This window comes from Flavobacterium eburneipallidum, from assembly GCF_027111355.2.
Lineage (GTDB): Bacteria > Bacteroidota > Bacteroidia > Flavobacteriales > Flavobacteriaceae > Flavobacterium > Flavobacterium eburneipallidum.
The window spans coordinates 3,388,509-3,406,035 of sequence record NZ_CP114291.2 but is presented as its reverse complement, the minus strand read 5'-3'; the positions used below and the strand labels follow the sequence as shown (position 1 = coordinate 3,406,035).

The 17,527-nt window shown below is 33.9% G+C and carries 13 protein-coding genes; 10 read left to right on the top strand and 3 right to left on the bottom strand.

Going from position 1 to position 17,527, the window contains the following annotated elements:
- Positions 1 to 198: 198 nt before the first annotated feature.
- The 8 genes from topA to OZP15_RS14255 all read left to right on the top strand — a co-directional run bounded on the left by topA (position 199) and on the right by OZP15_RS14255 (position 11,971).
- A complete protein-coding gene (gene topA / locus OZP15_RS14290) occupies positions 199 to 2,718 on the top strand; it encodes a type I DNA topoisomerase (protein WP_281336477.1) in 2,520 nt (839 codons plus the stop codon).
- A 3-nt stretch (positions 2,719 to 2,721) separates the two neighbouring features.
- A complete protein-coding gene (locus OZP15_RS14285; RefSeq protein ID WP_269226153.1) occupies positions 2,722 to 3,873 on the top strand; it encodes a formimidoylglutamase in 1,152 nt (383 codons plus the stop codon).
- A 271-nt stretch (positions 3,874 to 4,144) separates the two neighbouring features.
- On the top strand, positions 4,145 to 5,560 hold the full coding sequence (gene porK, locus OZP15_RS14280) for a T9SS ring complex lipoprotein PorK/GldK (RefSeq protein ID WP_281336476.1): 1,416 nt from the start codon (positions 4,145 to 4,147) through the stop codon (positions 5,558 to 5,560).
- Positions 5,561 to 5,612: 52 nt separating this feature from the next.
- Positions 5,613 to 6,248 (top strand): type IX secretion system motor protein PorL/GldL, encoded by a 636-nt coding sequence (gene porL, locus OZP15_RS14275; protein ID WP_281336475.1) that lies wholly within the window; start codon positions 5,613 to 5,615, stop codon positions 6,246 to 6,248.
- Positions 6,249 to 6,294: 46 nt separating this feature from the next.
- Positions 6,295 to 7,836, top strand: a complete 1,542-nt coding sequence (porM, locus tag OZP15_RS14270) for a type IX secretion system motor protein PorM/GldM (RefSeq protein WP_281336474.1) — start codon at positions 6,295 to 6,297, stop codon at positions 7,834 to 7,836.
- 49 nt (positions 7,837 to 7,885) lie between these two features.
- The gene (porN, locus tag OZP15_RS14265; protein WP_269227964.1) at positions 7,886 to 8,776 is read left to right on the top strand and encodes a type IX secretion system ring subunit PorN/GldN; all 891 of its coding nucleotides are present in this window, start codon (positions 7,886 to 7,888) and stop codon (positions 8,774 to 8,776) included.
- A gap of 90 nt (positions 8,777 to 8,866) precedes the next feature.
- Positions 8,867 to 9,913, top strand: coding sequence for an NAD(P)/FAD-dependent oxidoreductase (locus OZP15_RS14260; RefSeq protein ID WP_269226151.1), 1,047 nt, complete (start codon positions 8,867 to 8,869; stop codon positions 9,911 to 9,913).
- Between the two features lie 36 nt (positions 9,914 to 9,949).
- Positions 9,950 to 11,971: a DUF2264 domain-containing protein gene (locus OZP15_RS14255; RefSeq protein ID WP_281336473.1), complete on the top strand. Its 2,022-nt coding sequence runs from the start codon at positions 9,950 to 9,952 to the stop codon at positions 11,969 to 11,971.
- A 2-nt stretch (positions 11,972 to 11,973) separates the two neighbouring features.
- On the opposite strand, the gene OZP15_RS14250 is transcribed toward OZP15_RS14255, so the two are convergent.
- The gene (locus tag OZP15_RS14250) at positions 11,974 to 12,351 is read right to left on the bottom strand and encodes a DUF983 domain-containing protein (RefSeq protein ID WP_281336472.1); all 378 of its coding nucleotides are present in this window, start codon (positions 12,349 to 12,351) and stop codon (positions 11,974 to 11,976) included.
- A gap of 62 nt (positions 12,352 to 12,413) precedes the next feature.
- Between OZP15_RS14250 and abc-f the strand changes: the two genes are divergently transcribed.
- Positions 12,414 to 14,327, top strand: coding sequence for a ribosomal protection-like ABC-F family protein (abc-f, locus tag OZP15_RS14245; RefSeq protein WP_281336471.1), 1,914 nt, complete (start codon positions 12,414 to 12,416; stop codon positions 14,325 to 14,327).
- Here the strand turns inward: abc-f and OZP15_RS14240 are convergent.
- Positions 14,322 to 15,284, bottom strand: a complete 963-nt coding sequence (locus OZP15_RS14240; protein ID WP_281336470.1) for an App1 family protein phosphatidate phosphatase — start codon at positions 15,282 to 15,284, stop codon at positions 14,322 to 14,324. The genes abc-f and OZP15_RS14240 overlap by 6 nt on opposite strands.
- Positions 15,285 to 15,346: 62 nt before the next feature.
- On the opposite strand from OZP15_RS14240, the gene OZP15_RS14235 reads away from it, so the two are divergent.
- Complete coding sequence (locus OZP15_RS14235) at positions 15,347 to 16,216, top strand: diacylglycerol/lipid kinase family protein (protein WP_281336469.1); 870 nt, start codon at positions 15,347 to 15,349, stop codon at positions 16,214 to 16,216.
- Between the two features lie 53 nt (positions 16,217 to 16,269).
- Here the strand turns inward: OZP15_RS14235 and OZP15_RS14230 are convergent, their stop codons facing one another.
- Complete coding sequence (locus tag OZP15_RS14230; RefSeq protein ID WP_281336468.1) at positions 16,270 to 17,418, bottom strand: GNAT family N-acetyltransferase; 1,149 nt, start codon at positions 17,416 to 17,418, stop codon at positions 16,270 to 16,272.
- Positions 17,419 to 17,527: the final 109 nt, after the last annotated feature.

Sequence of the window (17,527 nt, the reverse complement as noted above, 5' to 3'; positions counted from 1 at the left end):
TTCTATACTGTTTTAGTTGAATGTTATTGAAATGGTTTGGATAAAATTACTGTTGAAATCCCTTGATGAAAAAATGTAAAAAATAGGTTGTTTTTGAGTAACTCTTGAGTTTGAACTCAACAATAAAATTCACTTTTAAAATTTAAAAAACTCAAAATTTAAAAAAATCATATACTTTTGTCCCAGAAAAAGATACCTATGGCAAAGAATTTAGTAATAGTTGAGTCCCCTGCAAAAGCAAAAACAATCGAAAAATTTCTAGGAAGTGAATACCAAGTAGAGTCCAGTTACGGTCATATTGCCGATTTGCCTTCCAAAGAAATAGGAGTAGATGTAGCAAATGGTTTTAAACCCAAATATGAAGTTTCTGCCGATAAAAAAGCATTGGTTACTAAACTAAAAGGACTTGCCAAAAAAGCCGATATGGTTTGGTTAGCTTCGGATGAGGATCGCGAGGGTGAGGCTATTTCTTGGCATTTATCCGAAGAATTAAATTTGAATTCTTCAAAAACCAAGCGAATTGTTTTTCACGAAATTACAAAAACAGCTATTCTAAAAGCCATTGACAATCCACGTGAAATTGATTATAATTTAGTTAATGCACAACAAGCCCGAAGAGTTTTAGACAGATTAGTGGGTTATGAATTATCGCCAGTACTTTGGAGAAAAATCAAAGGCGGACTTTCAGCAGGTCGTGTACAATCGGTATCTGTTCGTTTGATTGTAGAAAGAGAAAGAGAAATCCAGAATTTTAATGCCGTTGCCACTTATTCTGTTGTAGCTGAATTTACAAACGAAGCTGGAAAATCATTCAAAGCCAAACTGCCTAAAAATTTCAATACCAAAAAAGAAGCCGAAGATTTCTTAAATAAGAATATCAGTTCTACTTATAAAGTTTCGGATTTAGAAACTAAACCTACCAAAAAATCACCAACTGGGCCTTTTACCACTTCAACTTTGCAACAAGAAGCTGCGAGAAAATTGTATTTGCCTGTTGGAATAACCATGCAATTAGCACAACGTTTATACGAAGCGGGATTGATTACTTATATGAGAACCGATAGTGTAAATTTGTCTAAAGAAGCAATGGAAGCTGCCGAGGCTGAAATCATCAAATCTTACGGAAAGGAATTTTCGAAACCAAGAACTTTTACCAATAAAAGCAAAGGCGCACAAGAGGCTCACGAGGCAATTCGTCCAACGGATATGTCACGTCATACGGTTGATATTGATAGAGATCAAGCTCGTTTGTATGATTTGATTTGGAAAAGAACTTTGGCTTCGCAAATGAGTGATGCACAATTAGAACGTACTAATGTGAAAATTGAAGCCAATAATCACGGCGAAATATTCTCGGCTTCGGGTGAAGTATTGCTTTTTGAAGGTTTCTTGAAAGTCTATTTAGAAGGAAACGATGATGACGAAGAGGAGCAAGAAGGAATGTTGCCAGCTATGAAGGTAAATGAAAAATTACAAAATAATTACATTACAGCAACTGAAAGATATTCACGTCCGCCAGCACGTTATACCGAGGCTTCTTTGGTGAAAAAATTAGAGGAATTAGGAATTGGTCGTCCGTCAACGTATGCACCAACGATTTCTACTATCATCAACAGAAATTATGTTGAGAAAGGAACTTTAGAAGGTCAAGAACGTAATTACACCCAATTGACTTTAAGTTCTGGAAAAGTTTCAGATAAAATATTAAAAGAAAATACAGGTTCTGATAAAGGAAAATTAGTCCCAACCGATATTGGAACAATTGTTACCGATTTCCTTGTTAAAAATTTCGGAAACATTTTGGATTATAATTTCACCGCCAAAGTCGAGCAAGATTTTGATGAAATTGCCGAAGGAAATATCGAATGGGCAAAAATGATGCAAGAGTTCTACGATCAATTTCATCCAAACGTAAAAGATGTAGAAGCCAATGCCGATAGAGAAAGTGGCGAAAGAATTCTTGGAACTGATCCTGTTTCAGGAAAACCAGTTTCGGTTCGTTTAGGAAAATTTGGTCCCATGGCGCAAATAGGAGCTGCTGATGACGAAGACAAGAAATTTGCCAGTTTGTTGAAAGAACAAAATATTGGTAATATTACTCTAGAGGAAGTTTTGGATTTATTTTTATTACCTAAAAATTTAGGAACTTACAAAGGGGAAGAAATCGAAGTTTCTAATGGTCGTTATGGCCCTTTTATTCGATTTGGAACTTTGTTTGTTTCTTTGCCAAAAGGCGAAGAGCCATTGAGCGTAGATTTAGCAAGAGCTCAAGAATTAATAGACGAAAAATTATTGGCTGATGCTCCAATTGCTGTATATAAAGGCGAAGATGTGCAAAAAGGAACTGGACGATTTGGTCCTTTCTTGAAATGGAATGGCATGTTTATCAATGTGAGTGCCAAATATAATTTCAATAATTTGTCGCAACAAGATATCGAAACTATTATTGAAGATAAAATTCAAAAGAACATCGACAAGGTAATCCACAATTGGGAAGCCGAAGGAATTTTGCTTCAAAAAGCAAGATGGGGAAGATTTGAATTGACTAAAGGGAAGATAAAAGTAGAATTGGGCAAAGATTTCGATGCGGTAAATTTAACTTTGGAAGAAGCGCAAGAAATGATTGCCAAGAAAACTCCAGCCAAGAAAGCACCCGCCAAAAAAGCAACTGCTGCAAAAAAGCCAGCCGTAAAAAAAACAGTAGCGAAAAAGAAATAAGATATGGAATTTGATTTTCTTAAACCTTTAGATAACGAAATCCTTCGAGTTATAAAGGGTTTTTCTTCTCAACAATTGGGTAGTAAAGTAGTTTTGCATACTGAAGAAGATTTTCCAGATTTGAATAAAATTAAAATTGCTATTGTTGGCGTTTTAGAAAATCGTGGCAATGGTAATCAAAAGGAAGAAGTTAATTTAGTGCATCTTCGAAAAGAATTATATGGTTTGTTTCCAGGAAATTGGGACGCTTCTATCGCCGATTTGGGTAATATTTTCGCTGGAGAATCCATATCGGATACTTATTTTGCGTTAAAGAAAGTAGTTTCAAGCCTTATCAAAAAGAAAATTATTCCTATTGTTATTGGAGGTTCCCAAGATTTAACTTATGCGCTTTATAGGGGTTATGACGATTTAGAACAAATGGTCAATCTCGTATCAATAGATAATAAATTTGATTTTGGAAAAGAAGATGCTGCTGTTTCATCTTCTTCTTATTTGACTAAAATTATTATTGACGAACCCAATAATCTGTTCAATTTCAGTAATGTTGGTTACCAAACCTATTATAATTCACAGGAAGAAATTGACTTGATTGATAAGTTATTCTTTGATGCCTATCGTTTGGGCGAAATTTCAAACAATATAGCCATAGCCGAGCCTGTTTTTAGAGATGCCGATATGGTAAGTATTGATTTAACTTCGGTAAAATCATCAGATTCTGGAAATAACTATCCGTTTTCGCCTAATGGTTTTAATGGGAAAGAAATTTGTGCCTTGTCGCGATATGCTGGAATTAGTGATAAAGTTTCGCTTTTAGGAATATTTAATCATAATAATTCAAGTCAAGAATCCGTTCTAATAGCACAAATTATTTGGTATTTTATAGAGGGTTATCATTACCGATCTTTTGAATATCCGTTCGGAAGTAGAGAAAATTATATTAAATATATTGTCCCTCTGGAAGATGAAGAATTAATTTTCTATAAAAGCAACAAAACAGATAGATGGTGGATAGAAATTCCATTTATTTCAAATACTAATAATAAGTTAAAGAAAAACACGTTATTACCCTGCTCACACGAAGAGTATTTAGCCGCTTGCAATCAGGAAATTCCCGAAAGATGGTGGAAAGCTCAACGTAAGAATATTATTTAATTACAATTTTGAATAGTTTTTTAATTTTTTAATCAAAAGGATCAAACAAAAAGGGAATAAGTTTTTATTTGTAGTTTTTAACTTTCAAAATAATGCTATTTTTGTTTTTTATCGATGATTTTTGTATTTTATCGATAAAATATTTTGTTATTTCCATTTTTAATTTTAGTTTTGGTTAATCAAATAAATAGTACAACAAATAATTGTTTTTTTAAATAATAATAAATAGGTTTACGCACTTAAAAATAATACAAATATAACCCTAATTTATATGAAGAAGTTCATTGCATTTACCTCAATTATAACCCTACTAATTGGCTGTGGTAAAACAAGCGACAAAGGAGAATTAGTTGGAGTTAAAGGTGCAAAATGGCATCCTGAAAAACCGTATGGAATGACTCTGGTTCCTGGAGGTGCTTTTATCATGGGAAAATCAGATGAGGATGTTGCTGGAGTAGGAGATGCCACCACTAAAACAGTTACTGTTCGTTCTTTTTACATGGATGAAACTGAAATTACCAATAGAGAATACCGTCAATTTGTAGAATGGGTAAAAGATTCTACAATGAGAGTTCGTTTGGCTATTATGGCTGATGAATCAGGGATAAAGCCTGGTGATGCTGCTGGAAAAGGAAAAAAAGCTGGAAGTATTGGTGATTTTGCATTTAACGATGCAGATCCTGAAAAAATGACCGCTTATGATAAATACATGTATGATAATTATTATAGTATCGGTACAGATGATGATCCTTATGCAGGAAGAAGATTGAATAAAAAAGTAAAATTAATCAAAGATACCAAAGCTTATCCAGATGAATACTACACCGAAGTAATGGATTCAATGTATTTGCCTTTAGAAGCCTCTTACAACGGATTAAGAACTATCGATGTGGATAAATTGAAATTCAGATATTCTTGGATGGATATTCAAGCTGCAGCCAAAGCTAAAGTGGGTAAAAGAAAAGATTTTATCAAAACAGAAGAGGTAAAAGTATATCCTGATACTACAGTTTGGATTAAAGATTTTGCTTATTCTTATAATGAGCCAATGCACAATGATTATTTCTGGCATCAAGCGTATGGTGATTATCCAGTAGTTGGAGTAAAATGGTCACAAGCCAAAGCATTCTGTGCATGGAGAACATTGAACAAAAACAGCTATATCAAGTCCAAAAAGAAAGGGCGTGATCAAATTAACAGTTTTAGATTACCTAGTGAAGCCGAATGGGAATATTCTGCTAGAGGTGGTCTGGAATCAGCAACTTATCCTTGGGGTGGACCTTATACTAAAAATGACAGAGGCTGTTTCTTGGCTAATTTCAAACCAAACAGAGGAGATTATGCTGCTGATCAGGCACTTTATACTGTAGAAGCAAAATCGTATGAGCCAAACGGGTACAACTTGTACAACATGGCAGGAAATGTAGCCGAATGGACAGACTCTGCTTATGACCCAAACGCTTATGAATATGTTTCTTCTATGAATCCAAACAATATGGATAAGACTAACCAGCGAAAAGTCGTTCGTGGTGGTTCTTGGAAAGATGTTGCTTATTTCCTTCAAGTAGGAACTAGAACTTTTGAATATGCTGATTCTGCTAGAAGTTTTATCGGATTCAGAACCGTTCAAGATTACATGGGAACCCAGTCAACAGGAAATGGTACTGGAAAAATTAAAAAGAAATAAAATCTCAAATCTAAATATTAAAACAACCTACAATTATCTAAAACATTAAATTATGGCATTACTAAGTAAAAAAACAATGAATTTCGCCTACGGTATGGGGGCGGCAGTAGTTATTATTGGAGCACTTTTTAAATTACAACACTGGCAAGGAGCTAGTATTATGTTGATTATAGGTCTAGGTGTTGAAGCTTTTATTTTTGCTTTATCAGCTTTTGATCCAGTTGATGACGAATTGGATTGGACATTAGTTTATCCTGAATTAGCTAATGGTGAAGCTCGTAAAAAATCACCTAAAGCAGCAGAAACTCCTACAGAAGCTCAAGGATTGTTGTCTCAAAAATTAGATACAATGCTTAAAGAAGCTAAAATTGATGGAGAATTGATGTCAAGTTTAGGAAACAGCATCAAAAATTTTGAATCAGCTGCCAAAGGTATTGCTCCAACAGTAGATTCAATTGCTTCTACAAAAAAATACAGTGAAGAATTGACCTTGGCTGCTAATCAAATGGAATCTCTAAACGGTTTGTACAAAGTGCAATTAGAAAGCGCTTCGAAAAATGCACAAATCAACGAAGAAGTAGCTGCAAACAATTTAAAATTAAAAGAGCAAATGCAATCTTTAACCACTAACTTGTCATCATTGAACAATGTTTATGGAGGAATGCTATCAGCAATGGGTAATAAATAATTAGTTCAGGCTTCAAGGAAAAAAACAATACTAATTATTAGAAAATATGGCAGGAGGAAAACTAACCCCTAGACAGAAGATGGTCAACTTGATGTACTTGGTTTTCATCGCAATGTTGGCAATGAATGTTTCAAAAGAAGTAATATCAGGTTTTGGCTTAATGAACGAAAAATTTGAAAGCTCCAATGCTTCAGCTATGGAAAGCAATGCTTCATTATTAACATCATTAGATCAAAAAGCAGCAGAAGCAAAAGGAGAATTTGCAATTGCAGCAGTTACGGCTCATAAAGTTGAAGCAATTTCAAAAGATTTTTACAGTTATATTGGTAGCTTGAAAGCACAAGCAATAGAGGGTTTTGAAGTAGATCCCGAAACAGGAAAATTGCCTTATGAAGCCATGGACAAAGGCGATAAAATTGACAATTGGTTTGCTGGTGATGGTTATGGTCCAAAAGGAAATGAAATTGTTGCTAGAATAGAAAAGTACAAAGCAGATATGAAAGCTGCTTTAGGAAATGAAAAAAAGTATGCTTTAGCTATAGCTGAAATTAATAAAAAATTCGATCTTTCGGATGTGAAAAACAAAGATGGTGTAAAAGAGAAATATTTGTCTTATCATTTCAAAGGCTTCCCGGCTATTGCTACTGCTGCAAAACTTTCGACTTGGCAAGGAGATGTTGAGAAAGTACAGTCTGATATTTACAGTGCTGCATTAGGAAGAGCGGCTGTTGCTGCAGCTTCTTACAACAATTATGAAGCAATTGTGGTTTTAGATAAAAATGCTTATTTTCAAGGTGAAGCAGTTACAGGAAAAGTGGTTTTAGGTCGTTATGACGAAAATACAAAACCTTCAAGTGTGACTGGAGCCAAATTAGATCCAGCAACTGGACAAGCTAAAATTAATTTGACAGCAGGTGGAGTTGGAGAACAAAGTATTGGAGGTCAATTTACTTTTGTTGAAGATGGAAAAACAATTCCATTGAAATTTTCTGGTAAATACGTTGTAGTTCCTAGACCAAATTCTGCTACTATTTCTGCAGATAAAATGAATGTAGTGTACAGAGGAGTTGTAAATCCAATGTCTATTTCATTTGCTGGTATTGCTGATAATGCTGTTTCTGCATCTGCTCCAGGTTTGACAAAATCAGGTAACGGAAAGTATGAAATGAGACCAGGAGCTGGAACTGAAGTTACTGTTAGTGTTTCAGGAAAAATGGCAGACGGAAAAGTAGCTACAGATAAAAAAGTTTTCAGAATCAAAGGAATTCCTGGTCCAACAGGAACAATCAGAGGAGAAATGGGTGTGGTAAAAGGACCTAAATCAAGTTTAGAAATTTCTACTGTTGGTGCTAAATTAGTTGATTTTGATTTCGAAGTTGGTTTAGATGTTGTTGGATTTAATTTAAAAGTTACTGGTCAACCTACAGTTGTAGTTTCTGGTAATAAATTGAATGCACAATGTAAATCAGTGCTTTCAAAAGCAACTAGAGGAGATCAGGTGACTATTTCTGAAATTAAAACTAAATTAGTAGGTGCTGGTAGTTATTTATTGCCAAGAACTGCACCAGTAATTTATGAAATACAATAATAAGGAAGTTTGATACAAAGCTACTTTAATTACTTATAATGATATTATGATGAACGTTAGAAATTTTTCGCTAGTTATTATTGCTATTCTTGGGAGTATATCTTCTTATGCACAGCCTAATTTGCTCAATGCAAAGATTCCAGAAGAAATAGGAATGAAATCTGCTGCCCAACTTAATGCAGACAACGACAAACCATTAGAATATGGCTATGTTGACGATAGAGATGTTTTGATGGGAAAAACAGTATGGGAAATCATTGATTTAAGTGAAAGAATTAATTTTCCTTTGTATTTTCCTATTGATACTGCTAACATTGGTTCTGACAGACGTTCGTTATATGATGTTTTGACAAGAGCCATCAAAAGCGGAGAAATTTCAGAAGTGTATTCGGATAGTTATTTCAATACTAAAAAATCATTCAAAGACATTAAAGCTTCTTTGACTCGAATTGACACCACAGATGCTGGTAGAGAACAAATAAATGCTGGACAAAAAATTTCACCAGAATATATTGTGCAACAAGATCTTACTTCTCAAGATGTAACGCAGTATAAAATAAAAGGATATTGGTATTTTGACAAGCGTCAAAGCGAATTGAAATACAGATTACTTGGAATTTGTCCAGTAACTCCAGATGTTTATACTATGAATAATGATGAGAAAGATTATATCGAATTGTTTTGGGTATTTTTCCCAGCAGCAAGAGAGGTACTCCATGAAGCCAAATCTTTCAATGATAAGAATTCGGCAATGCCTATTTCTTTCGATCAAATCTTAAATTCCAGACGTTTCAATGCTGTAATTTATCAAGAAGAAAATGTGTATGGCGATAGAACAATCACGAGTTATATGAAAGATAATGCTCAAAATCAATTGCTTGAAGCGGAAAGAGTAAAAGACAAAATCCGTGACTTCGAAGAAGACATGTGGAATTACTAAATTCTCATACATTTAAAACAAAGAACTCTTGCTCATAAAGCGAGAGTTCTTTGTTTATACTAAACTTCAACTTCAAACTTCCCACATCAAATGATAGATTATATAATTGTAGGTTCTGGATTAGCTGGAATTTCTTTTGCTGAAGTTGCCTTGCAAAACAACAGATCTATTGTAGTATTTGATAATAATTCGCAGAATTCTTCCAAAATTGCAGCGGGATTATACAATCCCGTTATACTAAAACGATTTTCTGAAGTCGCTCAAGCCAAAGAACATTTGCTGCTTATGAATGATTTTTTTATCGCTTTAGAAAAAAGATTAAATAATAGACTGGATGTGAAAATGCCAATTTTAAGAAAGTTTTTTTCTATTGAAGAACAAAATAATTGGTTTACAGCTTCGGATAAACCTAATCTAGCACCCTTTCTATCCACCAATTTAATTTCAAAAAAGTTCGAATCAATTGATTCGCCTTTTGGTTATGGCGAAGTTTTGCAAACGGGTTATCTGGATTCGGCATCGTTATTAATTCAATACAAGAGCTATCTTTTAAAAAATGAAATGTTTATTGACGAAGCTTTCGATTATTCTCTTTTACAAGAAGAATCCAATGGAATTCGATATAAGGACATTCAGGCGAAACATATAGTTTTTGCAGAAGGTTTTGGCATGCATGCTAATCCTTATTTCAAACATTTGCCTTTAGACGGTACGAAAGGAGAATTGTTCGTTATCAAAGCACCGAAATTAAAGTTGGATGTTATTGTGAATGCGAGTGTATTCATTTTGCCACTGGGAAACGATTTGTTCAAAATTGGAGCTACTTACGATTGGAATGATAAAACAGATTTGCCATCCGAAGCAGGCAAATCAGAATTAATCGAAAAAATAAAAGAGGTAATCAATTGTGATTTTGAGATTGTCTCGCATCTAGCAGGTGTTCGACCAACGGTTAAAGACAGAAGGCCTTTAATTGGCACACATCCAAATCACAATTCAATACATATTCTTAATGGTTTAGGAACTCGTGGCGTGATGTTAGGTCCAGCAATGGCAAAAGCATTGTTTGAAAATATTGAATACCAAAAACCATTAGACAAAGAAATTGATATAAAAAGATTGGTAAAAAAAGGGTAGTGAATCTTGGTTGTTTAAGTTTTGTAAATTAGCATTATGAAAAAAAATATTATATTGGTACTGTCATTTTTGATTTGTTTGCCAATTCTAGCTCAAGAAAAAGCAAGTGAAACTAACGTCTTCAAAATCGTAAATCCCAATTACGACTTAAGTCCTCACACGGGAATGACAAAACAACACTGGAAAGATGCTGCTTTGTATTTGTTAGAAGGTGCTTTTTCATACATTCATAAGTTGGATGATCCGATGCAGTTTCCTAAACAACCGGGAGTTAGTTATCCAAAAGACGAGTCAAAAGTACCTACAGAAAAACTAGAAGGATTATGCCGAACCTTATTCGTAGCAGCTCCATTATTGAAAGACAATCCTAATTTGGTCATCAACAACATAAAAGTGGCCGATTATTATCGCTATCAAATGGGATTGTTGATTAATTCAGCTAGTCCATCTTATATCGTTCCTCGTTCTAAAAACGGTGGGCCAAACCAAAATTTAGTCGAGTTTGGTGCTTTGTCCGTGTCGATGTTGATTGCTCCCGAAATACTTTGGGATCCTTTGCCTCAAACCGAAAAAGATGCTCTTGCCAAAACAATGTTGAGTTATGGCGATGGACCAACCGTGCCTTCTAACTGGAAATTTTTCAACATTTTTGTAATGAGTTTTTTCAAATCCAAAGGCTATGCTGTAAATGAACCTTTGATGCTGGATTATCTCCAAAAATCATTAGATCATTATCGTGGCGATGGTTGGTATAACGACAATCCAGCTTATGATTATTACAGTATGTGGGCTTTTCAAATGTATGGAATGTTGTGGTCAGAGTATATTGGAAAACAATATTATCCAGAATTTGCCGTCAAGTTTGAGAATAATTTCAAAGATGTAAAAAACAATTACCCCTATATGTTCAGTCGAAACGGAGAAATGATTATGTGGGGACGTAGCATTAGTTATCGTATAGGTTCTATAATTCCATTTCCATTAATGGGATTTGAATCGGATACTAAAAATACCAATTTTGGATGGATGCGAAGAATATCATCGGGTGTGTTACAACAGTTTTTGCAAAATCCTGATTTCATGAAAGACAATGTTCCTACTCTAGGATTTTACGGTGCTTTTGAACCAGCTGTACAAGTTTATAGTTGTCGTGGAAGTGTGTATTGGATGGGAAAAGCTTTTGTAGGTTTGATGGTTCCTGACAATAATCCGTTTTGGACAGCCACTGAAAACGAAGGACCTTGGGAAAAGGAATTGGAAAAAGATAAGGTTTATAATAAATTTCAAAAACAGTCCGAAATTTTGATTACGGATTATCCGAATATTGGTGCTGCTGAATTGAGAGCTTGGTGCAATGCAAAAGTAAAAGACGATTGGCAAAAATACAGATCAACAGAAAATTACAACCGCTTATCCTATAACAGTGCTTTTCCTTGGCAAGCCGATGGTAAAAACGGAGAAGTAGCAATGAACTATGTTATCAAAAACAGTAAAAAAGAATGGGAAGCATTTCGTTTGTACACATTCAAAAAGTTCGAAGAAGGCATTTATTACCGTGATGTAGTTTTAGAAACCAATAATAATATCCAATTTAATTTAGCTGATATTCCTTTGTCTAATGGCATTTTGAGAGTAGATAGAAATAACAGCACCGATTCAATTGAAATGCGATTGGGACATTATGCTTTGCCAAAGTTAGATGCTGAAATAAAAACCACAGTCAAAAAAATTAAAGGACACCAAGCTACAATTATTGATAATGGCAAATACCAATTGGCAATGATTCCGCTTTTAGGTTGGGATAAAACCGAAGTGGTAAAAGCAAAAGATTTACATCCTGTTGCCAATGAGAGTACGGTAATCAATCTCAATCATAATTTTATTCCTCAAAAAGACAATCCCGAAATTTTGGCTACTTTGATGCTTTGGAAAAAGTCAGGAGAAAAATGGACAAACGACGAATTGCTTCCTGTGAAGAAAATTAATTATTCAAAAGAGTCAAATTCTGTAAGCATTTTAATGAAAAATGGAGATAAAAAGACGGTTCAATACAATTAATACTATTTGAATTTCTTATCATAAGAAACAAACAAATTGATGTAAATATTCCTCGACCATCTCAAAACAAATGGAAATAATAGAATATTAGCAACAAGAATAGCGATAAAAGAAGTTTTTATACTGGTTTCCAAAAATAAATAAGAAACAATAAAAGTAGCTATGCTTAATCCAACATTCAGTCCGTAACTAACATACATTGCTCCATAAAAAAAAGAAGGTTCTATTTCATATTTCAAATCACAATGACTGCATCTTTCGTGCATTTTAATCAATTTCGAAAAATGTAACGGATTTTTATCCAAATACATACTCTCATTCTGACATCTAGGACAACTTCCTGTTAAAATACTATTTAATTTGGATCCTTTTTTTAACATTTGCAAAAAATTAATTTTTTCCTTTTTTGGAGCTACAAATTTACAAATACTAAAATCAATAAATGCTTAATATACATAATTTATCTGTCTCTTTTGGAGGAACCTATTTGTTTGAAGAAGTAACCTTCCGATTGGGTGCTGGAGACCGTGTTGGACTTGTTGGAAAGAACGGAGCGGGAAAATCGACTATGTTGAAAATCTTGGCCAAAGATTTTGCTCCTGATTCAGGAGTTATTTCTCAAGAGAAAGAAGTTCGAATGGGATTTTTGCGTCAGGACATCGATTTTGAACAAGGAAGAACGGTATTGGAAGAAGCATATGAAGCGTTTACAGATATTAAGATTGTAGAAAAAAAATTAGAAGAAATCAATCATCAGTTGGTAACCCGAACTGATTATGAAAGTGAAGAGTACAGTCAAATTATTGAAGATTTATCGGATTATACGCATCGTTTCGATTTATTAGGTGGTTATAATTATGTGGGTGATACAGAAAAAATTCTAATTGGATTGGGTTTCAAAAGAGAAGTTTTCAATAACCAAACCGAAACTTTTTCTGGTGGTTGGAGAATGCGTATCGAATTAGCTAAATTGTTGTTACAAGCTAATGATGTTTTGCTTCTGGATGAACCTACGAATCACTTGGATATTGAGAGTATCATCTGGCTGGAAAGTTTTTTGAGAAATTATCCTGGTGTAGTTGTGATTGTTTCGCACGATAAAATGTTTTTGGATAATGTAACTAATAGAACTATAGAAATTTCTTTAGGTAAAGCTTACGATTTCAACAAACCGTATTCGGAATATTTATTATTGCGTCACGAAATTCGTGAAAAGCAATTGGCTACACAGAAAAACCAAGCCAAAAAAATAGAAGAAACGGAGAAATTAATCGAGAAATTCCGTGCCAAAGCTTCTAAAGCATCGATGGCGCAATCGCTTATCAAGAAATTGGATAAAGTAGAACGCATTGAGGTTGATGAAGATGATAATTCCGTGATGAATATTTCGTTTCCGCTTTCAAAAGAGCCAGGAAGAGTAGTGGTAGAAGCGGATAAAGTAACCAAAGCTTATGGCGATAAAACGATTCTGAAAGATATTTCCCTTTTGGTAGAACGTGGAAGTAAGATTGCTTTTGTGGGTCAAAATGGGCAAGGAAAATCAACTTTTATTAAAGCCATTGTCAACGAATTCGAATTTGAAGGAAGTATCAAATTGGGTCATAATGTGCAATTGGGTTATTTTGCTCAAAACCAAGCCGAATATTTAGACGGAGAAATTACCTTATTGCGAACTATGGAAGATGCCGCAACGGATACCAATCGTTCGAAAGTGCGTGATATGCTAGGTTCTTTCTTGTTTCGTGGCGATGATGTCGAAAAGAAAGTAAAAGTGCTTTCTGGAGGAGAAAGAAACCGTTTGGCGCTTTGTAAATTGCTTTTGCAGCCCATCAACGTTTTGGTGATGGATGAGCCTACGAATCACTTGGATATTAAGTCCAAAAATGTGCTGAAAGCTGCTTTGCAAAAATATGAAGGAACCTTGCTTTTGGTTTCTCACGACAGGGATTTTCTTCAAGGGATGTCGAATATTGTTTACGAATTCAAAGACCAAAAAATCAAAGAATATTTAGGAGATGTTAATTACTTTTTGGAACAACGCAACCTAGAAAATATGCGTGAAGTGGAGAAAAAAGATGCCGCAAAAGCAGCTGCTCCAAAGGAAAGTAACAAAGCTTCGTATGAAGATCAGAAAAAAGGAAAAGCACTTCAAAATAAATTGAGCAAAATCGAAAGTCAGATCAAGCAATTAGAAAAAGACATTCAGCACGACGATAAAATGCTGACTTCTAATTATGACAAACATATTGAAGATGCCAAATTTTTCACCGCTTACAATAAGAAAAAAGCTGATTTAGATCAACTGCTTTTGGATTGGGAAATAGTTCAGGAAGAAATTGATAATGCGGGTTTATAAAATCAGCCCAATAGCTTTAGAATGGGCAATAGCTTCGCTACTGTCTTTAAAATAACAAACAGAAACTTCGAGATTTTCTAAATTTTTTAGAATTTTAATCGTGGTTTCTTTTTTGTTTTTACCAGTTTGTCTGATATAAACAGCTTTTACAGTCACGGGAAATATTTTGCAAATTTGTTCGTATAAAAAAGGATCGTGTTGCGAATCATCTCCCAGTAATACATACTTCAAATGAGGGTAAAATTCTAAAACGTGTTTTATTTTCTCGAATTTATGATTGTGATTGCCTCTGCCACTCATCAAAAAATCAGCCAGTCCGGTTTTAATATCTTTCAATAAAATAACAGCTCTTGGTAGTTGATGAATTTTGGTAAATTTCACAATAAAACGATACAAATTCCACTCGCTACTGGAAATATAAAAAAAGGCATTTTCTTCTTCTTTATTGTTTCTTCCAGCGGAACTCAAGGCTTGATAATGCGGAACAACATCTTTAAAAATCTTGCGACTATTGACGTTTCTAAATAATAAAATATATAATTTTTTGAAGAAATTATGCGTGTGCGAAACTAAAAAAGTGTCGTCAATATCCGATATAATTCCTAGATTTCCCTTGTGCGGTCTAATAAAACTCCCAGTTGATGTAGTAATCGTATTTTCGTATTTTATACTTATTTGATATTCCATCCAGCCAAAATTGAATTCTTTTTCAAGCGGAATACAAAACTTAAAATAACCATCGTCTAATGTTTTGGTGTGAATTTCAGATTCGCCAAATTGGAGATAAACATCAAAATTTTTAATCGTTTTTACCCTAAAAAGATGTACTATCGAGCGAGCATTTTTAAAGTTTTTTTTCTGAAAATCATAATCGTATTCGGTTTTGAAAACGTGTCCCATTACAATTAATTCTTGTTCATTGGCATAACCTCGATATAATTGTAAAATTGGTTTCATTATTGTGTACTTTTATAGACGTTGTAAATTAATTATTTTAAATCGATTTTAAACCTAAAATTTTGAAAAAGAATATCATTTTCGTTGTAAATCCCATTTCTGGAGACTTGGATAAAACCGATTTGCTGGATGCTGTTCAGGAATTTGCTACTGTAAACAATTTTAATTTAGTGGTTTATGAAACTACTGGAGAGAAAGATTGTGCAGCTATACAATCACTTTATGGCAAATTTAATCCCGAACGAATTGTTGTGGCTGGGGGCGATGGAACTATCAAAATGGTGGCCGAAGCGATGGAAACACACGATATTATTATTGGGATTTTGCCTGCTGGTTCTGCCAATGGATTGTCTGTCGATTTGAATTTGCCTTCTACATTAGAAGAGAATTTAAAAATAGCATTTCAGAACCATTATATCGAAATGGATATGATTGCCATTAATGGTAAAAAAAGTATTCACTTGAGTGATATTGGCTTGAATGCGGACTTGGTCAAGAACTATGAAGAGAGCGATTTGAGAGGTTTTTGGGGTTATGCTATGCAAGCTTTTACGACCTTGAAGGATGCCGAAGAGCCTTTTGTAGCTTCAATAACTGCCAATAATGAAACGGTTGAACATACGGCGAGGATGATTGTTATTGCCAATTCACAGAAATATGGAACTGGTGTAACCATCAATCCAAACGGAAGTATGAGCGACGGAAAATTTGAATTAATTATTTTGAAAAGCCTTGATTTATTGTTGTTGGGCAAAATTATTACAGGGAATATGCCAATCGATTCGGATGATATTGTCATCATTTCGACTGAAAAAGCAACCATAAAAACAGACAGGCAAGTTAATTTTCAAATTGATGGGGAATATTGTGGAGCCCAAAATGAATTAGAAATTCACATTTTGCATAAGCAAATGAAAGTAGCAGTTCCGTAATCAACTTTGTCAAAGTTCAAAACTTTGACAAAGTTGAACCTCGAAAATCCGTATTATTTAAACGGATTTCGCTCTTTCCAATCGACTTTTGGTTCTAGATAATTGAACGCTTTTTCAAAAACCATATCGGCAACTGGATTGCTATGTTTGGCAAAACCATACATTTCTTGTGGTTTGGCTCCGATAGAACTTTTGATTTCCAAGGCTGTTCGGGCAAAAATAATTTCCTTAAAGCCTTTGTTGATAGAATAGGCAACCATATCGTAGAGCATATTCAAATACAACATTTTTTCTCGTTGAATACTCTCGTCATAGCCCAGAAAATAAGTATCCATTACATTTCCGTTTTTAATTAAGGTATTGAAACCAATTAGTCTTTCATCCAGGAAATAGCCGTAAAAAAGAAATTTATCTTTTAGTAGTTCCTTAAAAATTCTGAAGTGGTTTTTGGCTAGGAAAAAGGTGTTAAAGTGCGCATTTTTGGCTACATGATAGTATAAATCATAAATGGTTACTTCATGCTTGATAATGTCGTCCAAGTGCATTTTTCTTTTTTCGATACCTTCGGCTTTTTTGCGAGCACGTTTGTATTGGTCTCTGTATTTTTTTGATAAAGCTTCAATATAATCTTGTTCTGATTTCCATTGATTCGGAATATCAAATAACATATTGGGTTGGGTACAGTACTGAAAATGTTTTTGAAATCCAGCTTGATGAAATGCGGTAGTTTCTTCGGTAGCAAAATCTTTAAAAGTCGTGATGTGTACTTTTAAACCTTTGTTTTTAAAGATAATTTTTAATTTTTCTGAAGCTTTTTTTAAGGTTTTCAATCCTTGAATAGGGTCAATTGTTTCAGCAAAAGCAAAAGCATTTTGACCGGTAAGCATATTGTTTCCAATAATTAAAATATGAGAAATAAAATTCTTAAAAACAGTGTTTCTAACGGCTGTTTTTATACACTTATCTCGGTTTCCAAAAGATTCTAATTGATTCAAATTCAAAAATTGAGAAAGTGCAATTCCAACTAGGTCTTCTTTATGAAATAATCCAATAAAATGACAAATCATATTGGTTGGTGATGATTTCTCTAAAATTTCTAGGTATTCTCTAGTCAAAAATATATTGTCAATAGCCAGCGAATTCCATTCTAAAGGTAGAGATGATGTACTATTGTATATTTTGAAAGAGTAGATGGTGTCCAATATTTTGAATATATATTTTTCAAAATTAGGGAATATTGATTACAACTAAATTGGGTTTAAGTTATAATTAAGAAAATTCCGTTTGAGCGTTTTATCAAACGGAATTTTG

Coding starts and splice junctions, on each gene's coding strand:
- topA (WP_281336477.1), top strand. CDS start 199: ATGGCAAAGAATTTAGTAATAGTTGAGTCCCCTGCAAAAGCAAAAACA.
- OZP15_RS14285 (WP_269226153.1), top strand. CDS start 2,722: ATGGAATTTGATTTTCTTAAACCTTTAGATAACGAAATCCTTCGAGTT.
- porK (WP_281336476.1), top strand. CDS start 4,145: ATGAAGAAGTTCATTGCATTTACCTCAATTATAACCCTACTAATTGGC.
- porL (WP_281336475.1), top strand. CDS start 5,613: ATGGCATTACTAAGTAAAAAAACAATGAATTTCGCCTACGGTATGGGG.
- porM (WP_281336474.1), top strand. CDS start 6,295: ATGGCAGGAGGAAAACTAACCCCTAGACAGAAGATGGTCAACTTGATG.
- porN (WP_269227964.1), top strand. CDS start 7,886: ATGAACGTTAGAAATTTTTCGCTAGTTATTATTGCTATTCTTGGGAGT.
- OZP15_RS14260 (WP_269226151.1), top strand. CDS start 8,867: ATGATAGATTATATAATTGTAGGTTCTGGATTAGCTGGAATTTCTTTT.
- OZP15_RS14255 (WP_281336473.1), top strand. CDS start 9,950: ATGAAAAAAAATATTATATTGGTACTGTCATTTTTGATTTGTTTGCCA.
- OZP15_RS14250 (WP_281336472.1), bottom strand. CDS start 12,351: ATGTTAAAAAAAGGATCCAAATTAAATAGTATTTTAACAGGAAGTTGT.
- abc-f (WP_281336471.1), top strand. CDS start 12,414: ATGCTTAATATACATAATTTATCTGTCTCTTTTGGAGGAACCTATTTG.
- OZP15_RS14240 (WP_281336470.1), bottom strand. CDS start 15,284: ATGAAACCAATTTTACAATTATATCGAGGTTATGCCAATGAACAAGAA.